Annotated in this window: 18 protein-coding genes and 1 other annotated feature; all 18 genes read right to left on the bottom strand. The window is 30.5% G+C overall.

From position 1 onward, the window contains the following. Positions 1-50: 50 nt before the first annotated feature. Positions 51-1,145 (bottom strand): MerR family transcriptional regulator, encoded by a 1,095-nt coding sequence (locus Fi14EGH31_RS02430; RefSeq protein WP_200765105.1) that lies wholly within the window; start codon positions 1,143-1,145, stop codon positions 51-53. A gap of 21 nt (positions 1,146-1,166) precedes the next feature. Then, a complete protein-coding gene (locus Fi14EGH31_RS02425) occupies positions 1,167-2,216 on the bottom strand; it encodes a MerR family transcriptional regulator (RefSeq protein WP_200765104.1) in 1,050 nt (349 codons plus the stop codon). Between the two features lie 18 nt (positions 2,217-2,234). After that, a complete protein-coding gene (locus tag Fi14EGH31_RS02420; RefSeq protein ID WP_200765103.1) occupies positions 2,235-3,155 on the bottom strand; it encodes a TraB/GumN family protein in 921 nt (306 codons plus the stop codon). A gap of 102 nt (positions 3,156-3,257) precedes the next feature. Continuing rightward, entirely contained in the window at positions 3,258-4,937 is a 1,680-nt protein-coding gene (gene ilvB / locus Fi14EGH31_RS02415) for a biosynthetic-type acetolactate synthase large subunit (protein WP_200765102.1), read from the bottom strand. 16 nt (positions 4,938-4,953) lie between these two features. Next, positions 4,954-6,633: a dihydroxy-acid dehydratase gene (gene ilvD / locus Fi14EGH31_RS02410; RefSeq protein ID WP_118473887.1), complete on the bottom strand. Its 1,680-nt coding sequence runs from the start codon at positions 6,631-6,633 to the stop codon at positions 4,954-4,956. Positions 6,634-6,645: 12 nt separating this feature from the next. After that, a complete protein-coding gene (gene leuB / locus Fi14EGH31_RS02405; protein WP_118749085.1) occupies positions 6,646-7,728 on the bottom strand; it encodes a 3-isopropylmalate dehydrogenase in 1,083 nt (360 codons plus the stop codon). 10 nt (positions 7,729-7,738) lie between these two features. After that, complete coding sequence (leuD, locus tag Fi14EGH31_RS02400; RefSeq protein ID WP_107030302.1) at positions 7,739-8,215, bottom strand: 3-isopropylmalate dehydratase small subunit; 477 nt, start codon at positions 8,213-8,215, stop codon at positions 7,739-7,741. Further along, the gene (gene leuC / locus Fi14EGH31_RS02395) at positions 8,215-9,489 is read right to left on the bottom strand and encodes a 3-isopropylmalate dehydratase large subunit (RefSeq protein WP_118632845.1); all 1,275 of its coding nucleotides are present in this window, start codon (positions 9,487-9,489) and stop codon (positions 8,215-8,217) included. Before leuC ends, leuD begins: the two co-directional genes overlap by 1 nt. Positions 9,490-9,577: 88 nt before the next feature. Beyond that, positions 9,578-10,594, bottom strand: a complete 1,017-nt coding sequence (gene ilvC, locus Fi14EGH31_RS02390) for a ketol-acid reductoisomerase (protein ID WP_117872372.1) — start codon at positions 10,592-10,594, stop codon at positions 9,578-9,580. 14 nt (positions 10,595-10,608) lie between these two features. Continuing rightward, on the bottom strand, positions 10,609-11,097 hold the full coding sequence (ilvN, locus tag Fi14EGH31_RS02385) for an acetolactate synthase small subunit (RefSeq protein ID WP_048925154.1): 489 nt from the start codon (positions 11,095-11,097) through the stop codon (positions 10,609-10,611). A 13-nt stretch (positions 11,098-11,110) separates the two neighbouring features. Beyond that, entirely contained in the window at positions 11,111-12,787 is a 1,677-nt protein-coding gene (gene leuA / locus Fi14EGH31_RS02380) for a 2-isopropylmalate synthase (protein ID WP_117852043.1), read from the bottom strand. A 60-nt stretch (positions 12,788-12,847) separates the two neighbouring features. Beyond that, positions 12,848-13,098, bottom strand: a binding site (T-box leader). Between the two features lie 101 nt (positions 13,099-13,199). Next, positions 13,200-14,240, bottom strand: coding sequence for a D-alanine--D-alanine ligase family protein (locus Fi14EGH31_RS02375; protein WP_118749086.1), 1,041 nt, complete (start codon positions 14,238-14,240; stop codon positions 13,200-13,202). A gap of 10 nt (positions 14,241-14,250) precedes the next feature. Beyond that, positions 14,251-14,877 carry a lysozyme family protein gene (locus Fi14EGH31_RS02370; protein WP_117481795.1) on the bottom strand — a complete coding sequence of 209 codons (627 nt, stop codon included), beginning with the start codon at positions 14,875-14,877 and terminating at the stop codon, positions 14,251-14,253. A 3-nt stretch (positions 14,878-14,880) separates the two neighbouring features. Further along, complete coding sequence (locus Fi14EGH31_RS02365; RefSeq protein ID WP_200765101.1) at positions 14,881-16,212, bottom strand: UDP-N-acetylmuramoyl-tripeptide--D-alanyl-D-alanine ligase; 1,332 nt, start codon at positions 16,210-16,212, stop codon at positions 14,881-14,883. 9 nt (positions 16,213-16,221) lie between these two features. Next, a complete protein-coding gene (locus Fi14EGH31_RS02360) occupies positions 16,222-17,415 on the bottom strand; it encodes a DUF5050 domain-containing protein (protein ID WP_117872393.1) in 1,194 nt (397 codons plus the stop codon). A gap of 62 nt (positions 17,416-17,477) precedes the next feature. Continuing rightward, the gene (locus Fi14EGH31_RS02355; protein WP_118470648.1) at positions 17,478-18,830 is read right to left on the bottom strand and encodes a zinc ribbon domain-containing protein; all 1,353 of its coding nucleotides are present in this window, start codon (positions 18,828-18,830) and stop codon (positions 17,478-17,480) included. Between the two features lie 50 nt (positions 18,831-18,880). Further along, a complete protein-coding gene (locus Fi14EGH31_RS02350) occupies positions 18,881-19,516 on the bottom strand; it encodes a methionine ABC transporter permease (RefSeq protein ID WP_117793031.1) in 636 nt (211 codons plus the stop codon). Continuing rightward, positions 19,513-20,481: a methionine ABC transporter ATP-binding protein gene (locus Fi14EGH31_RS02345; RefSeq protein ID WP_022001625.1), complete on the bottom strand. Its 969-nt coding sequence runs from the start codon at positions 20,479-20,481 to the stop codon at positions 19,513-19,515. The genes Fi14EGH31_RS02350 and Fi14EGH31_RS02345 overlap by 4 nt, the downstream gene beginning before the upstream one ends. Between the last annotated feature and the right edge of the window lie 7 nt (positions 20,482-20,488).

The following is a 20,488-nucleotide window of genomic DNA, read 5'->3' as shown; positions in this document are numbered from 1 at the left end:
AAAGTTAATTTATTAACAAAGAAAAAGGATTAAACTTACATCTAATCCTCTTATCTATTCTTTCCATTTTTATGATAAATATTTTCAAAAAAATCGTACAATTTTAATTCATCTTGTTCAAAGAAATCAATCACTTCATCACTTGCTTGGATATCAATATTCTTATTTCTTAATATTTGATAAACCATGTTAGGATTTTCCTCAACTGATTTTCCCATATCAATGACAAATTCAAATCCATCTTGAAAAATAAAACTAAATTGTATTACATAAAATGTATATAATCCCTGATGTCCTCCACCACCTTTTGTAAAATAAAGTTCTATTTTTACTCTTCTTAAATCCTGCCAACTATATTCCTTATTTTCATTATTTTCTTTTTTAGTTATCAAACTTTTTAAAATAGATTTTCTACTTTGATAGCGATAACTACAAATTGAAATCTTATTATCTGTTAATTCAACATATTCTAATTTAGTTTCACAAATAATAAATATAATCAAAAGAATAATAAATGAAATACACATAGAAAGAATGATGAGTCTCCCTGATGCTTCATAAAAAGATATTTGAAAATGTTGTACTGAATTTTGTGTTTGTTCGTTAACATAAGAAATCATATTAGGAAATGCTAAACCAATTAAAATTCCAAAAATTCCAGATATAAATAAAGATAAAACACTAATGCCTAACAGACTCCTTGGTATCGACTTATAACCAATAACTACTGTTTGATCTTTCTTAAAATAATCAAATACTTTCTTTAAATCTCTTTTCTTGATTTTTTTATCTCCTATTTGATTATCTTCAATTACTTGATCTAATAGAGGTATATTTTTTTCTTTTAAATCTTCACACATGTTTTTAATATACTGTAATGATTCTATTTCGGTATTTACTTTTTCAATATGATTTTCTAAGACATCTTGAAATGTGACTTTATTATTTAAAATATCTTTAATATCTTCTATTGGTACATTGATATCTCTTAAAAACATGATTCTTTCTATTTTATGAATATCTTCTTCATTATAATTTCGATAACCATTTTCATCACGATAAGGTTGAATCAATCCCATCTTTTCATAATATCTTAGTGTATAAGAACTGATTTTTAGTTTTTCTTGAACTTCTTTTATTTGCATAATTTTCACCTACTTTTTTAACTATCTGTTTTTACCATTTTTATGATAGATATTTTCAAAGAAATCATAAACACTTAATTCATTTTGTTCAAAACAATCTAATATTTCATCACTAGTCACAATTTCTATATTTTTATTTCTTAATATTTGATAAGCAGCTTTAGGATTATTCCATTCTAAAAAACTTTTGCTTGAAGAATTTTCAAAATGAAATATATATTTTGGTAAATAATAATACATCGTCTTACTTGTTCCAATTCCTATTCCACCGTACTTAATTACTAATTTAATTTCTACATATTTTAAATCCTCCCAACTATAATTCTCCATAATAGTTGTTAAATCTTTCTTTAAAATTAGATAACTTAATTTTATATGTGATACTTTTTTTGCATCTAAAATAGAAATCTTATTATCTGTAAGTTCTATATACTTTTGTCGTGAGCACATATAAGAAATACTCACAATTGAAAGTAACATAACTAAAATCATTAATATCAAATAAATAGAAATATGGTTTATTGTTCCCTTTTTCAAAATATTAAATCTTTGTAAATAATTAATAGCAGCAAATGTTAGAACTGGAGCAGTAATCAATGCATAAATAAATGTTCTAAAATACATATTCAAATCAAATCTCGTTCCAATAACCACCGTTTGATCTTTCTTAAAATAATCAAATACTTTCTTTAAATCTCTTTTCTTAACTTTTTTATCTCCTATTTGATTATCTTCTATTACTTGATCTAATAAAGGAATATTCTTTTCTTTTAAATCTTCACACATGTTTTTTATATATTGTAATGATTCTATTTCGGTATTTACCTTTTGAATATGACTTTCTAAGACATCTTGAAATGTAACTTTATTATTTAAGATATCTTTAATATCTTCTATTGGTACGTTGATATCTCTTAAAAACATGATTCTTTCTATTTTATGAATATCTTCTTCACTATAATTTCGATAACCATTTTCATCACGATAAGGTTGAATGAGTCCCATCTTTTCATAATATCTTAGTGTATAAGAACTGATTTTTAGTTTTTCTTGAACTTCTTTTATTTGCATAATTTTCACCTACCTTCATTATTTCATACATTCAACTAAATAGCCATCATCCTTTAATAATTGGATAATTCCTTTTTCACCATAGAGATGTTTACATCCTACACCTATAAAATCATGTTTATTATTATGAATACTATCGGCTAAAGTATCTTTCATATGAATGTTTCTATTATATGCAAGTATATTCCAATACTTTTCAAACTTTTCTTGATCACTATCATTTAATTGTTCCAACTGATTTAACAATAACTTTTGTTCATTTTCATAATATTGTGTATTACCACTATAATAAGCATCTAAATCTTCTTTAGCACTTTTTATTACCATTTCTTTATTTGCTAAACTGTCTAATATCGTCTCTGAGTAATCCCCTGATAATTCAGTTAATAGCTTCATTTGAAATTCAATGCCTTCAACTTCTTTAAAATTCTTTTTCTTTTGTGCATATTCATAAATATAATTATCAATTGCACTAAATTTACTTATATTTGCCTTATTCAATACTTCAGGATCACTATTTATAAGTGAGTTTATTACAAATACATTATAGAGTGCATAACCAGGTTTTCCTTTCAAACTTTTGTATTGTTTCATAAGATTTTCATATTTATCTTCTAGACCTAAATCACGAATTGAATTGTACGTATTGTATTTAGTGATTTCTTCTGTTTTTTGTGGTGATGGATTCATATCACATTCTAAATAAATCGAATCACTTTCATCTAATGCCTTTTCTGTTACCTTATCCAAACTTTTAATAGGATATCTGCCTGGATGACAAGTTCCAAATAAATATGAATATTCTCCTTTTTGATTAGATACTTTGTAAAGAAATATACTTGTATCTATTACTCTTGCATTTTCTTCTTTCTTTTGTGTTGTACATCCACTCACCATCACTAAAACAAGAACCATGATTAATTTCACTAACTTTTTCATCTTATTTCCCTTCTTTCTACTTGAAACATACACTTTAGAGTAGCTAGAAGGTCAAGTATTTCATAAAAAAAGACCAAATATTTCTATTTGATCTTTCATAAATTATTTATTTTTTAAATCTGTTTCATCAAATGCTTTAGAAATAGCACCACCTGGAGCAACCATTGGGAAAACTTTATCATCTTTACCAATCATTACTTCAATTAAAACAGGTCCATTTGTATCTAAAGCTTCTTTAATAGCTGGAGCAACTTCTTCTTTAGTAGAAACACGAATTGCTTTACATCCTAATCCTTCAGCAACTTTACAGAAATCAACTTTATCATCTAAAATTGTATTACTATAACGTTTACCATAGAATAATGTTTGCCATTGTCTTACCATTCCTAATACCTTATTGTTGATAACCACTTGAATAATAGGCACATTGTAACGACTTGCTGTCGCAAGTTCATTCATATTCATTCTGAAACATCCATCACCAGCAATATTAAATACTGGGAAATCAGGATTTCCATACTTAGCACCAATAGCGGCACCTAAACCAAATCCCATTGTTCCAGCTCCACCTGAAGTAATTAATTGACGTGGACGTCGATAATGATAATATTGAGCAGCCCACATTTGATGTTGCCCAACATCTGTACAAATAATCGCATTACTATCTGTTAAATAATCAATTTGTTCAAGGACATAAGGTCCTGTAAGAGTAGAATCATCATAGTTAAGTGGATAACGATCTTTTAAATCACGAATTTGTTTTAACCATTGTGGATGATTTTGTCTTTCTAACTTATTATTTAATTCATTTAAAATACATTTAGCATCACCAATAATACCTAAATCAACTTGAATATTTTTATTGATTTCAGCGGCATCTACATCAATGTGAATAATTTTAGCATTTGAAGCAAATGTTTTTGTATTACCAGTTACACGATCAGAGAAACGTGCCCCAATTGTAATTAATAAATCACATTGACTCACCCCAAAGTTACTTGCTTTTGTTCCATGCATTCCAAGCATTCCTGTATAACGAGGTCTTGTATTATCAAAAGCCCCTTTACCCATTAATGTTTCACAAACAGGTGCATCAATTTTTTCAGCGAATTCTTTTAATTCTTGACTTGCACCAGATGAAATAACACCACCACCAGCAAAGATAAATGGTTTTTCACTTTCTTTAATCATTTCAATTGCTTGATCTAAATCTTCAACTGTATATGTTTCTGTTTTAGGTTCAATAGCTTTTGGTTGAAGTGGTTCAAATTCCATCTTTTCTGCAGTAACATTTTTAGTAACGTCTACTAAGACAGGTCCTGGTCTACCTTCTTTTGCAATATAGAATGCTTTACGAATTGTAGGCACTAAATCTTTAATATCTTTAACGATAAAATTATGTTTTGTAATTGGCATTGTCACACCAGTAATATCAATTTCTTGGAAACTGTCACGCCCTAAGATTTCAACACCAACATTTGCAGTAATAGCAACAAGTGGTGTTGAATCCATATAAGCCGTCGCAATTCCAGTAACAAGGTTTGTTGCCCCTGGTCCTGAAGTAGCCATACAAACACCAACTTTTCCTGTTGCTCTTGCATAACCATCAGCGGCATGAGAAGCACCTTGTTCATGAGAGGTCAAAACATGATTGATTTTATCTTGATAACGATAAAGTGCATCATAGACGTTAAGAATAGTTCCTCCCGGATAACCAAACACTGTATCGACACCTTGTTCAATTAAACATTCACATATAATTTCTGAACCAGTTAACATCATTTTGTTTTTCCTCCTTTTATTTTTTTTCTTCTGGTGCTTGTAATACCGCACCTTTATCTGCAGATGTTACTAAAGAAGCATATCTTACTAAGTAACCTTTTTTAATACGAGGTTCTCTTGGTTGCCATTTAGCTTTTCTTGCAGACATTTCTTCATCACTAACACGTACATTCATTGAATGATTTGTAATATCAATATCAATAATATCTCCTTCTTCAATGAAAGCAATTGGTCCACCTAAAGCAGCTTCAGGTGCTACGTGTCCAATTGAAGCTCCACGAGTAGCTCCAGAGAAACGACCATCTGTAATTAAAGCAACATCTTTATCTAAGCCCATACCAGCGATTTCTGAAGTTGGTGATAACATTTCACGCATTCCAGGTCCACCTTTAGGTCCTTCATAACGAATAACAACAACATCACCTTTAACAATTTTTCCTTCACGGATAGCAACAATGGCATCATCTTCACAATCAAAGACACGAGCTGGTCCTGTATGAACCATCATTTCTTTAGCAACTGCTGATTGTTTTACAACGGCACCATTTGGACAAATATTTCCTTTTAATACTGCAATACCACCATAAGGTGAATATGGATTTTCAACTGGACGAATAATTTCAGGATCTAAGTTAACACATCCTTCAATATTTTCAGCAACAGTTTTTCCAGTAACAGTTAATAGATCAGTTGATAATAAACCTAATTTATTAATTTCATTCATAACTGCATAAATACCACCAGCTTCATTTAAATCTTCCATAAATGTATCACCAGCAGGAGCTAAGTGACATAAGTTAGGTGTTTTCTTAGAAATTTCATTCGCAATTTCAAGATTTAATTCAACTCCTGCTTCATGAGCAATAGCTGGTAAATGAAGCATTGAGTTAGTAGAACATCCAAGTGCCATATCCATTGTTAAAGCATTGGTAAAAGCTTTTTCAGTCATAATATCACGAGGACGAATATCTTTTTTAATTAATTCAACAATTTGCATACCGGCATGTTTTGCAAGTCTAATTCTTTCTGAATAAACTGCTGGAATTGTTCCGTTTCCACGAAGAGCCATTCCTAAAACTTCAGTTAAACAGTTCATTGAGTTTGCTGTATACATACCTGAACATGAACCACAAGTTGGACATGCTTTTTGTTCAAATTCATGAAGTTTATCTTCTGTCATATTCCCTGCATTGAATTGTCCTACAGCTTCAAATAATGAAGATAAACATGTTCTTTTACCATCCATTTTACGACCAGCTAACATTGGTCCACCAGAAACAAAGATTGTTGGAACATTGACTCTGGCAGCAGCCATTAATAATCCTGGCACGTTTTTATCACAGTTAGGAATCATAACTAAACCATCAAATTGATGTGCTTCAGCCATTGCTTCTGTACTATCAGCAATTAATTCACGTGTAACAAGTGAATATTTCATTCCTGTATGGTTCATGGCAATACCATCACAAACAGCGATTGCTGGAATTTCTACGGGTACTCCACCAGCAAGATAGATTCCTTTTTTTACAGCTTCACAAATTTTATCTAAGTTCATATGTCCTGGAACGATTTCATTGAAAGAATTGACAACACCAATTAATGGTCTTTCTAATTCTTCATCTGTATATCCAGCGGCATTGAATAATGAACGATGAGGCGCTCTTTCCGTTCCTTTTTTTACAAAATCACTTTTCATCCCTATATCCTCCTATAAATGACTTACAATAAGGTCTCCCATTTCACGAGTCCCTACTAATGTTTTACCTTCAGACATGATATCTGTTGTACGATATCCTTCTTTTAATACCTTTTCAATTGCTTCTTCTACTGCTTTAGCTTCTTCATCTAAATCAAAAGAATAACGAAGCATCATTGCTGCTGATAAAATAGTTGCAATTGGATTAGCAATATTTTGTCCAGCAATATCTGGTGCACTACCATGACTTGGTTCATACATACCAAAACTATCTTCTCTTAAAGAAGCACTTGATAACATTCCAATAGAACCAGTAACCATACTTGCTTCATCTGATAAAATATCACCAAACATATTTTCAGTTAAAATAACATCAAATTGTTTTGGATCTCTTACAAGTTGCATTGCACAGTTATCTACTAACATATGTTCTAAAGTAACTTCAGGATATTCTTTAGCAACTTCTTCAACAACTTTACGCCATAAACGAGAAGTATCTAAAACATTTGCTTTATCCACGCTTGTTACTTTTTTATTTCTTTTCATTGCAATATCAAATCCACGTTTAGCAATACGACGAATTTCAACTTCACTATAACTCATTGAATCATGAGCAACCATTTGATCTCCTTCTTTTTCAGTAGAACGTTCACCGAAATAAAGACCACCTGTAAGTTCACGCATGATCATCATATCAAATCCACCTTCAGTTAATTCTTCTTTAAGTGGACAAGCCCCTTTTAATTCATCATATAAATAAGCAGGACGTAAATTTGCGAATAATCCTAATTCTTTTCTAATTTTTAATAAACCTGCTTCTGGTCTTAATGATGGTTCTAATTTATACCATGGCGAAGTTGTCGTATTTCCACCAATAGCCCCTAATAAAACACTATCACTTTTTTTAGCAATTTTTAAAGCTTCATCCCTTAATGGTACACCATAAGCATCAATTGAACAACCACCCATTAAGATTTCTGTATAATTAAATTTATGATTGTATTTTTTTGCAACAGCATCTAAAACTTTCATCGCTTCTGTTACGATTTCAGGTCCGATTCCATCACCTTTAATAACCGCAATATTCTTTTCCATTTCTAATCCCCTATTTTTTAGAATTTACGTAATTTACTAAACCATCAGCATCAATCATCTTTTGTAAGAATTCTGGGAATGGTTGACTTTGATAAGTTTCATTTTTTGTTTTATTAGTGATAACACCTGTAGAAAAATCAACTTCTACTTCATCACCAACTTCAATTTTATCAGCTGCTTCCTCGCATTCCATAATTGGGAATCCAATATTAATTGAATTACGATAGAAAATACGTGCAAAGCTTTTAGCGATAACACATTTAACACCTGCAGTTTTTAAACAAAGAGGTGCATGTTCTCTCGAAGAACCACAACCAAAGTTTTGACCTGCAACAATAATATCTCCTTTTTCTACAGTTGTAGCAAAAGTAGGATCAATATCTGCCATTGCATGACTTGCAAGTTCTTTAGCATCAAATGAATTTAAATAACGTGCAGGAATAATTACATCAGTATCTACATTATCTTTATATTTATAAATTTTCATTATTCTTTACCTACCTTTTCAGGATTTGCGATATATCCAGCAATCGCACTCGCTGCAGCAACTTGTGGAGAAGCTAAATAAATAAGTGCTTCTGTATCTCCCATACGTCCTACGAAGTTACGGTTTGTTGTAGAAACACATTTTTCACCTTTAGCCATAACACCCATATGACCACCCATACATGGTCCACAACTTGGTGTATTAAAAGCACATCCAGCTTCTACAAAGATTTCAGCTAAGCCTTTTTGGATACATTGTAAGAAGATTTTTTGTGTTGCTGGTACAACCATTACACGTACATTATTTGCTACTTTTTTACCTTTTAAGATAGCAGCTGCCTTTTCTAAATCAGATAAACGTCCATTTGTACATGATCCAATAACAACTTGATCAATATAGATTTTATCCATTTCTTCAATTTCATCAATTGTATGACCATTTCCTGGTAAATGAGGAAATGCTACTGTTGGTCTGACTTCACTTAAGTTAATATCAATCACTTGTTCATATTCAGCATCTTCATCTGCTTCGAAGACTTCATAAGGCTTTTTAGAATGTTTTTCAATATAAGCAATTGTTTGATCATCAACAGGGAAAATACCATTTTTAGCTCCTGCTTCAATGGCCATATTACAAATTGTAAAACGATCATCCATTGTTAAATATTGAATACCGTCTCCCACAAATTCCATTGATTTATATAAAGCCCCATCAACACCAATTTTATCAATAATATGTAAAATAACATCTTTCCCACTAACATATTCACTTGGTTTACCAGTAATCACAAATTTAATAGCACTTGGTACTTTAAACCATAATTCACCAGTTGCCATTCCAGTGGCGATATCTGTTGTTCCTACACCTGTAGAAAAAGCTCCTAATGCCCCATAAGTACATGTATGACTGTCTGCCCCAATAATACATTCACCAGCCACAACGATTCCTTTTTCTGGTAAGATAGCATGTTCTACGCCACATTTACCTTGTTCCATACGATGTGTTAAACATTGTTTGTTTGTAAAATCCAAAATTGCTTTTGAGTTTTCTGCAGATTTAATATCTTTATTTGGTGTAAAGTGATCTGGCACTAAAACCACTTTATCTTTATCAAAGACTTTATCTGCCATTTTATCAAAAATTGGTAATGCCATTGGCCCTGTAATATCATTTGCCATTACAACATCCAATTTTGCTTCAATTAATTGTCCCGCTTCAACATGATCTAATCCCGCATGTTTTGCTAAGATCTTTTGTGTCATTGTCATTGCCATTTTTTAAATTCCCCCTTCATTTTTAACCTTAGTAGGTTGTCATTAGAAAGTCACGACTTTCCAATGACAACACACTAAAGTGTGTTGATTAGTTATTAATTAATTTATCTTCATCAGACCAAGAATAAAGTTTTCTAATTTCTTTTCCGACTTTTTCTGATTCATGTTCTGCAGCTAATTTTCTCATTGCTTTGAAATGTGCTTGTCCTCCAGCTGCTGACATGTCTAATAAGAAGTCTTTTGCGAATGTTCCATCTTGGATATCTTTTAAGATTTGTTTCATTGCTTTCTTTGTATCTTCTGTGATGATCTTTGGTCCTGTAATATAATCTCCATATTCTGCTGTATTTGAAATTGAATATCTCATTCCTTCAAATCCTGATTGATAGATTAAGTCTACGATCAATTTCATTTCATGGATACATTCAAAGTATGCGTTTCTTGGATCATATCCTGCTTCTACTAATGTTTCAAATCCTGCTTGCATTAAAGCACATACTCCACCACATAAGACTGCTTGTTCTCCAAATAAGTCTGTTTCAGTTTCTGTTCTGAATGTTGTTTCTAGTACACCTGCTCTTGCTCCACCGATTGCTAATGAGTATGCTAATGCGATATCTTGTGCTTTTCCTGTGTAGTCTTGTTCTACGGCTACTAGACATGGTGTTCCTTTTCCTGCTTGATATTCACTTCTTACTGTATGTCCTGGTGCTTTTGGTGCAATCATTGTTACATCAACATTTTTTGGTGGTACGATTTGGTTGAAATGAATATTGAATCCATGAGCAAACATGAGCATGTTTCCTTCTTCTAAGTTTGGTTCAATTGATTCTTTGTATAATTTTGCTTGTAATTCATCGTTGATTAAGATCATGATAATATCTGCTTTTTTAGCAGCTTCTGCTGAAGTATAAACTTCAAATCCTTGTTCTTCAGCTCTTTTCCATGATTTTGATCCTTCGTATAATCCTACGATGACTTTTACTCCTGATTCTTTTAAGTTTAATGCATGTGCATGTCCTTGTGAACCATATCCGATGATGGCTACTGTTTTCCCATCTAATAATGATAAGTCACAATCTGATTCATAAAAAATTTTTGCCATTTTTAATATCCCCCTTAATCTTCTTGGCTTCCTCTATGCATTCCAACGAGTCCTGTACGGGCAATTTCTGTCACGTTGAATCCGTTAAGCATCGTTAATAACTGATTGACTTTTCTTGTATTCCCAGTAACTTCTATAATTAATGAAGTTGGTGAAACGTCGATAATATGTGCTCTAAAGATATCAACAATTGAGTTGATATTTGTTCTTTGATCAGCATTTGCATCTACTTTAATTAAGACAAGTTCTCGATAAACTGAATCATCTGGTTCAAGTTTTTCAATTTCAACGACTTCTACAAGTTTCCCTAATTGTTTTTCAATTTGCGTTAAAATTTGTTCATCACCAGTAGAAACGACTGTCATACGTGACATTCCTTTAATATTTGTTTGTCCTACTGAAATACTTTCAATGTTATATCCTCGTCTACTAAATAAACCAGCAACACGGTTTAATACCCCTGGATTATTTTCAACAAGTAATGACAAAACAAGTCTATCCATGTTTTAATCCTCCCTATTTTTTCAATTGTTTATGAATTCTATTCATAGCTGAAATGATTGCTTTAATTGTTGCTGTTGTAATATTTGGATGTACCCCTACTCCATATTCTTGAACAGCACTTCCTTTAACTCTTAAATAAACATAAGCAGCTGCTTTTGAGCTAGATCCTGATGATAATGAATGTTCACTATAATCTAAGAAATGTGTATAAACAAAGCCATTTTCATTAAATGCATCTTTAACAGCATCAATTGGTCCATTACCATAACCAACAATTGTTCTTACTTCACCATGATCTTTTAATGTAATTTCTGCTTTTCTTTCAAATTCAGAATCATCTTCAGAAATATCAATTAATTTTTGTTTAATAAATTCATATGGTTCTTTAATATCTACATATTGTTCAATAAATGTATCATAAACTCTTTCTGGTGAAACTTCTCCTTCTTCTTCAGAAATATCTTGAATCACTTTTGCAAAGTCTACTTGTAATCCTTTTGGTAAATGATAACCATACATGCTTTCCATAACATAAGCAACGCCACCTTTACCAGATTGTGAATTAATACGAACAATTGGTTCATATTGTCTACCTAAATCACTTGGATCAATTGGTAAATAAGGGACTTCCCACATCTTTGAATTTCTTTCTCTTAAAGCATGCATTCCTTTATTGATTGCATCTTGGTGACTTCCAGAGAATGCTGTAAAGACTAATTGTCCAACATATGGATGTCTTGGTGGAATATCCATTTTTGTACATTTTTCATAAACATGTTTAATATCATTAATACTTCCTAATTCTAATTGTGGATCAACTCCATGAGTGAACATATTTAAAGCAACAGTCACAACATCAACATTTCCTGTTCTTTCACCATTACCAAATAACGTTCCTTCAACACGATCAGCACCTGCTAATAAAGCAAGTTCAGTTGAAGCAATTCCACAACCTCTATCATTATGAGGATGAACAGAAACAATGACTCTTTCACGATCTTTGAAGTTACGACACATCCATTCGATTTGATCAGCATAAACATTTGGTGTATCCATTTCTACAGTTGAAGGTAAGTTGATAATCACTTTATTATCTTTACTTGCTCCCCATGTATCCATAACGGCTTCACATACTTCCATTGCATAATCAACTTCAGTTCCTGTAAAACTTTCTGGTGAATATTCAAGAATCACTTTTCCTTCAAATTCTTTTGATAAATCTTTTACTAATTGAACACCATCAATTGCAATTTGTTTAATTTCATCTTTATCTTTGTTAAAGACAACGTCTCTTTGTAAAATAGAAGTTGAATTGTAAACATGGACGATGGCTTTATCTAATCCTTTTAAAGCTTCAAATGTTTTTCTAATTAAATGTTCTCTTGCTTGAGTTAATACTTGAACCGTCACATCATCAGGAATTAAATTTTCTTCAATTAATAATCTTAAGAAATCATATTCAATTTGACTTGAAGAAGGAAAACCTACTTCAATTTCTTTAAATCCTAAGTCTACTAAAAGTTGGAACATTTCCACTTTTTCTTCTATTTTCATTGGTGTAATTAATGCTTGATTTCCATCTCTTAAATCAACCGAACACCAAATTGGTGCTTTTTCAATTGTTTTATCAGGCCAAGTACGGTCTTTTAATTTAATTGTTTCAAATCTCTTGTACTTTTCGTAATTCATTTCCATTTCCTCCTTAATACTATAAAAAAACTCCCGTCTCAAAATAGCCAATCCGGCCATTTTGAGGACGAGAGTTATATTACTTCGTGGTTCCACCTCAATTTGTGAATAAATCACTTTATCCACCTCGCTAAGTACGCTACATAATAGTTCATACTCTTACAAAATAACGGTTGCATACCGTAGCCACCTACTTAAGTTCAGCGCTCCACTCAAGGATGAGTTCAGTATTACTCAAACAATTCTTTCCACCAACCAGAATCTCTCTACGCCTTGAAATAGTACTTACTAGTTCCTATCGAAGTATTTATTTTATGGTTACTTGTAATGTTAGACTTTTTTTTTTACAAAGTCAATGTCTTTAAGATAATTTCAATAATTTAAAATATATTATTAAATTAATATTTTTTTATTATTTATCAAAAGCTAATTGAATAACACGATCTAATAATTCACTATAAGAAATACCAAAATCATTCATTAATTGTGGATACATTGAAATCTTTGTAAATCCAGGTAATGTATTAATTTCATTTAAATAGATTTGATTTGATTTCTTATCTAAGAAGAAATCAACTCTTGATAGACCATGTCCATCAACTGCTTTAAATACTCTTAAAGCATATTCACGAATCTTATCTTGAATTTCTTGATCAACTAAAGCAGGAATACATGTTTTACTTTCTTCATCTTCATATTTAGATTCAAAAGTATAGAATTCACCATGAGGCATGATTTGTCCAACACGTGAAACGATTGGATCATCATTTCCCAAAACAGCCGTTTCAAGCTCGATACAATCAACACATTCTTCAACGACAATATGACGATCATATTTTGAAGCTTCAATAAGTTTAGTCATTAAATCTTCTTTATGATCACAACGATAACATCCTACACTTGATCCAGAACGACTTGCTTTAATAAAACATGGAAATCCTAATTCTTCTTCCACTGTTTTTTCAATATCTTCAATTTCATCAAATTGTTTATTGACAACAACAAGTTTTCCATCATATCTTTTTTTAACATATAAGGATTTTACTTGAGGAATCCCTGCTGTTTCTAAAATCTTCTTTGTATAGATTTTATCCATAGATACTGCTGAAGCTAAAACACGACATCCCACATAAGGAACTCCAGCAAGTTCAAATAAACCTTGGATTGTTCCATCTTCACCAAAAGCTCCATGTAAAATTGGTAAAACAACATCTTGTTGTTTTAATAAACCAAAAACATCTTGAAGAGCTTTTGCATTGTCTAGCCATGTATCTTTAGCAAGATCTTCTTGATTTTGATCTAAAATATACCAAGAACCATTTTGATCAATTCCTACTAAAGTCACATCATAATTTTCTTTATTTAAATTATTCATTACTGAAGTACAAGACATACGAGAAACAATATGTTCACTCGATTGTCCGCCACAAACAACCATTAATTTTTGTTTCATAATAATCTCCTTATCGATATAATTCTAACCAATCATCAACAAGAGAAGTATCTGTATAATAACGTAAAACATGATATACATACTTACTATCTCCATAGACGGATACATTATATTCTTTTTTACATTTTTGCGAAAACGCTATAGCATTTTGATAAGTGTATTGCTTGTCAGTTTGTTCAACATATTTAATATATCCAATACCATAATTATAAGATTGTAAGGCTAAAAAGATGCCTTTTTCATCTTTTATTGAAGTCACATTTGCTTGTTTTAAACACTTTGCAAAGTATTGAATACCTACTTGAATGGAATATTCAGGATTATTGATGGCATTGGGCTTCTTTTCAAACTGTGTATTAAATTCACATTCTGAAGATTGCATAGGATCATTTCCCTGCCCCCCTGATTCTTGCATCATCATCGCTTGTAATAATTCTATATATTCTTCTATATCATTTTCTCTAGCATATTTTAGCATTAAATCTTCATAATTCAATACCTGAGTTGAAACCAATGGATTCTCTTGTTTAAATTGATTTTTTATAAGTTGAAAGAATGAAAAAGCCAATAAAAACAATAATGCTGCAAGAATTAACTGAAAGGGTCTTTTTAATCTTAACTTTTTCTTTTTTTTCATAACTTATATCTTTTCTACAATTTCTTTTAAATTCATAGAGTGACTTCCTTTAACTAAAACCACATCATCATTCTTTAAAAATTGATCTAATTGTTCAATAACTTCTTGATTAGAAGTAAAATAATAAACATTCTTCATTTTTTCTTTTGCTTTTTGATACATATACTTTGCTTCTTTCCCAATACAAATCAAAACATCTATTTCTTTAGTAGCAACATAGTTTCCCACTTCTTCATGAAGTTGTTGACTATAACTTCCGAGTTCTAACATATCCGCTAAAATAGCAACTTTACGTTTTTTATAATTTGCTAGAACATCTATACTTGATTTCATTGAATCTACACTTGCATTATATGTTCCATCAATAATTGTTTTATGATTTTTTTCAAGAATATCCATACGATTCTTCGTTAATTTAAATTCTTGAATTCCTTTTTTAATATCTTCTAAAGAAATATTTAATTCAATACCTACCGCTATCGCAATTAGTGCATTAAAAACATTATGCTCTCCTTGAACAGGAACCCAAATTTTTTCACTTTGATCATGATAATGAACAATAAATGTACTGTGATCTTCAAATAATTCAATATCACTTGCTTGAATAGAAGCCCCTTCATTTTTTCCAACTCTTACAACATTTAAACGAGGTAAATCAACAGTCTGTAACATATCATTATCATTATTAATAATTAAAGTGGATTGATCTTTCATACCATCAGTAATTTCTAACTTTGCTTTTAAAATATTTTCACGACTTCCTAGTTCACCAATATGTGCTGTTCCAACATTGGTAATACATGAGACATCAGGATGAGCAATCATAGATAATCTTGACATTTCATTTAAATGATTCATCCCCATTTCTAAGACCATGACTTCTTCATCTTGATATCTTAAAATTGTTAATGGTAGACCTATTTCATTATTATAATTACCTTCTGTTTTTAAAGTTTTATATTTTTGTTTAACAACACTATAGACCATATCACGTGTACTTGTTTTTCCAACACTTCCTGTAACTCCCACAACCTTTACAGGGCGATGACTTCTTAAATAAATGGCCATATCTTTTAAAGCTTGATAAGTATCTTCTACTTTAATCACAATTTTATCTGGATAACTTACATCTTTAGCGGTAATAATTGCTGTTGCTCCTGTTTGAAAAGCACTTTCAATAAAATCATGTCCATCAAATCTTTCACCTTTTAAAGGAATATACATTCCTCCATGTTTCATTTGTCTACTATCTTGACTAAAGAAACAAATCTCATCTTCTTTATTTCCAGAAACTAAAATACCTTTTGTTGCCTCTAATATTTCATATACTTTCATATTATTCTCCTATGCATCTTGTAAATTTTCAAATTCTTGTGCTGTATTTTCATTTAAAGCTTTATATTGCCCTTTAATATTGAAAACAATATATTTGACTCCACTTTCTTGAACATATCCTTTGGTAAATAAATCAGATCCTAAAACTTGTAAATCTGATACAACGATATTCTTAAATAAAATCTGATCATCTTTCCCATTTAAACTCATCATTTTAAGTTGGGTTCCTGTCGCATAGACAATTTTATTATTGACTAAAGCAATGGCTCTATTTTCTACTTTTTTGATTGTTTCTTGTTTTAATGTTTCTTTATTGATTTTTATAATTTGTGAATTATCAGTAAGATATAAATCTTTGTTATCAAGAGCGAATGTACATTGTTTTTCATAGAGTGTTTCTATATTTTCACCTGTAATTGTCATTCTTTTTAAAGCATATTGTTCATCATTTTTAGCTAAATAATAAATATATTTTCCATCTATTGTAATATCATAAGATGTTTCATCATTTAATTTTTGATTTGTTTGATCATCCAATGAATAACGATATAAACTTTCATGATCTTGATCTAATTGATAATAAATAACATGATTTTTTATAATTGGATAATACACATTTTCTAATATTTGGGTCGTTGTTTTTGTCTTTAAATCATAAGCTTGATAATTATATTGAGAATCACAATAATAAAGAACATGATTTTCAATACTTAAATAGCCCACACAATCCTCTATCAATACTTCACTTGTTTCTAATTCATCTAAATCACTTACTAAAAGTTGATTATTGATAACATAATAAAGATGTTGATTATCTTTTAGATATTGTCCACCTGCTTGATTATTAGCAGAAACATTATACGTACTCACTTTGCCTTTTAAGACATAATTTTTTTCTTGACTTGACGTTGATTGTAAAGGATGACTTGTCATATAACTTCCTAGAAAAACAGCTGATAAACATAAAACAGCTGAAAGTATCCAAAGAATTGGCTTTTTCCAATATCCTTTATAAGGATCCTCTTCTTCAACAACTTCCTCTTGTGTTTGTCTTGTTCCACAGGCAGGACAAATTTCTTCATCTTCGCTTAAAGGGAGATGACAACGAATACATACTTTTTTTATTGGTTGAAGCTGTTTTCCACATTGAGGACAAAACAGCATATCATCTTCGACATATGTTCCACATTGACTACAATACATTCTTATCACTCCTAGTGACCTTATTCTACCACAGTCATAAAATAAAAAGAATGACTAAATTGTCATTCTCCAATTGATGTATACATTCCTTCACTATTTCCAATAAAATAATGTTGACTATAATCATCATCATAGGCATAAAAAACAACATATTGACCAGCAACAAAATAATCTCTTGCATCATCGTAAATAGCATATTGCTCATCTCCTACATATGCATCCAATTGATCATCAAAGCTTTCTACATAAGCAATATCTTGTTGATTTGCTTCATCTCTTGCGAGTGCAAAACGATAAATATTATCAACTTCTTTAAGTCCTTTTTCCTCTTGTGTATCTAAATCAACATAATAGATTCCTTGATAAGTACGATAATATAATAAACCATTAGAAAAATAACAATCATCATAACTATCAACATCTTTTTTCAAAACATTTCCATTAAAATCAATTAATTGATTTTTATAATTTAAATTTTCATATAAAATACGTTGGCTTTGATCATCAATACTAAAATGATTTACATTCTCTTTGATCTTTTTATTATCTACTTTATTCATTTGATCATCTATCGTTAAACAATATAAATTATCATTTTGAATATAGAAAATAGATTGATCAAGAACATAACAATCATAAGCATCATTTAATAAAGTCTTTTTATTATTTTGATGATCTGCAAAAATCAAATCTCCATATTGTAAATAGAAATAACCTCGATCATCTACATAAAGATGATCACAACTTCCTTCTTCTAAAACTTCTTTATTTTCAAGTGTTGAATCATATTTAAGAAGTTGATCTCCTGTTGCTAGATATAGATGATTTTGATAAATATAAACTCCACCACTATTTTTTTGGAAATTATAATTATAATCACTGCGTGATGTATCTTGTTGAATGTTAAAGTCTGTTAATGAACTATTTCCACTATCATCAAAAGATGTCGTCTCACTTGTTTCTAAACTATCTCCTATAATTCCAATAATTGCTCCTGCAATCGGAATAATTAAATTAAAGGCAACAATAATTCCTATAATTATTTTAACAATTCGTTTATTTTTTCTTACATTTGGATGATTAAACGTTTTTTTATTTTTTTGAATGGGTACATACTTATTCAAATCTTTAAAAGGCTTTTTATAATCATAGGCATTCTTTTTATAATCATAACTTTCAGAAACTGTATGATAATTATGACTTGCTTCACTATGTACACTTGTATCAGGGGTTACTTTTTTTATTGGCTCAGACTTACGATAAATTGTAGGACTTCCACAATTAGAACAATATTCTTGATAAGGATAAATAAGTTTTGAACATACTGGACACGTTGTTTTCCCAATTTGTTTATGCCCACATAAATGACATTCTAAACTATTACCAATTTCTACCCCACAATATTTACACTTCATACTCCCCCTCCTTTTTTCAATCATAACATAAAAAAGACCGCTTGGGTCTTTTAAGATAATTTTTTATATAAATGATTGCCAATTGTTTGAATAATTTGTACAAAGATAATAAGAATGATACTTGTAACAACAAGATAAGGAATCTTGTAGGCTTGATATCCATAACGAATAGCAATATCTCCAAGTCCTCCTGCCCCTAAGGCACCACCCATTGCACTATAGCCAATAATACTAATCATAGTAAGTGTTATTCCTGATAAAATAGCAGGAATTGCTTCTTTTAAATAAATACGATAAATGATTTGAAAATCACTGGCTCCAAATGATTTAGCTGCTTCAATTAACCCAACATCAACACTTCTTAATGCACTTTCGATAACTCTGGCTACAAAAGGAATTGCGGAAATAGTAAGAGGAACAAGGGCTGCGGTTGTTCCAATGGCTTTACCGGCAATAAGTCGTGTAAGAGGTATTACGATGACCATTAAAATTACAAATGGAAAACTTCTAAAAATATTAACAAGAATATCTAAAATTGTATAAATAACTTTATTAGGTTTTAATCCATCCGGTGCTGTGAGTGTTAAAATAATAGCAGGAATAAAACCTAAGACGACCGCAAAGAAAGTTGATCCAATGACCATATATAACGTTTCATACGTTGCTTTTAAAATAACATCACTCATACAATTTCCTCCCATGTAATTTTTTCTTGATCTAAATAATTTTCTACGGCTTGTAGATCTTTTTCATCAATATTGATAATAAGGCTTCCCATCATGGAACCTCTAAAGTTTTCAAGTTTTCCTTGGCAAATATCAAAGTTGATATCAAGTGTTCTAGCAAGTTGTGTAATCGTATGTGATTTGGAATTATTATTTGTAAAGAATAATTTAATATTTTTACCAGTTTGTGGCAGAATTTCAATATCATCGCCCACAAATTTTTGAATTTCTTGATTTGGTGCCACAAAAAGTTCTTCCGGTTTACCCACTGATAAAACACGTCCATCTTTAAGAAAAGCGACTTTATTACAGATTTGTTTAATAACTTCCATTTGATGTGTGACAACTACAATCGTAATATTCATCTCTTTGTTGATTTTTAATAATAGATTTAAGATATCTCTTGTAATTTGTGGATCTAATGCTGATGTAGCTTCATCACATAAAAGAATTTTGGGATTTAAAACAAGTGCTCGAGCAATCGCTACTCTTTGTTTTTGTCCTCCACTTAATTGACGAGGATAAGCTTGACTTTTTTCTTCTAATCCCACCAATTTCAAAAGTTTTTCAATTCTCTGTTTATTTTCTAAACTATGAGGATCTTGTTTCCAAAACTTTAATGGTAAAGCAATATTATCATAAACATTTAATCTATTTAAAAGATTAAAGTTTTGAAAGATCATACCCATTTCTTTTTGAATATCACTCATTTGTTTTTTATTTAAAGATGAAATTGCTTGTCCATCAACAATCACTTCTCCTTTTTGAAAATTCTCTAGACCATTGAAACAACGTAGCAATGTTGACTTACCTGCTCCACTTTGTCCAATGATTCCAAAAATATCTCCTTTTTCTATCTTAAAAGAAATATCTTTGAGCACTTCTAAAGAACCATAACTTTTATACAAATTTTGAATTTCAATCATAAACCTC

Source organism: Faecalibacillus intestinalis (assembly GCF_015097455.1).
GTDB lineage: Bacteria > Bacillota_I > Bacilli_A > Erysipelotrichales > Coprobacillaceae > Faecalibacillus > Faecalibacillus intestinalis.
This window is presented reverse-complemented; position numbering and strand designations above follow the sequence as displayed.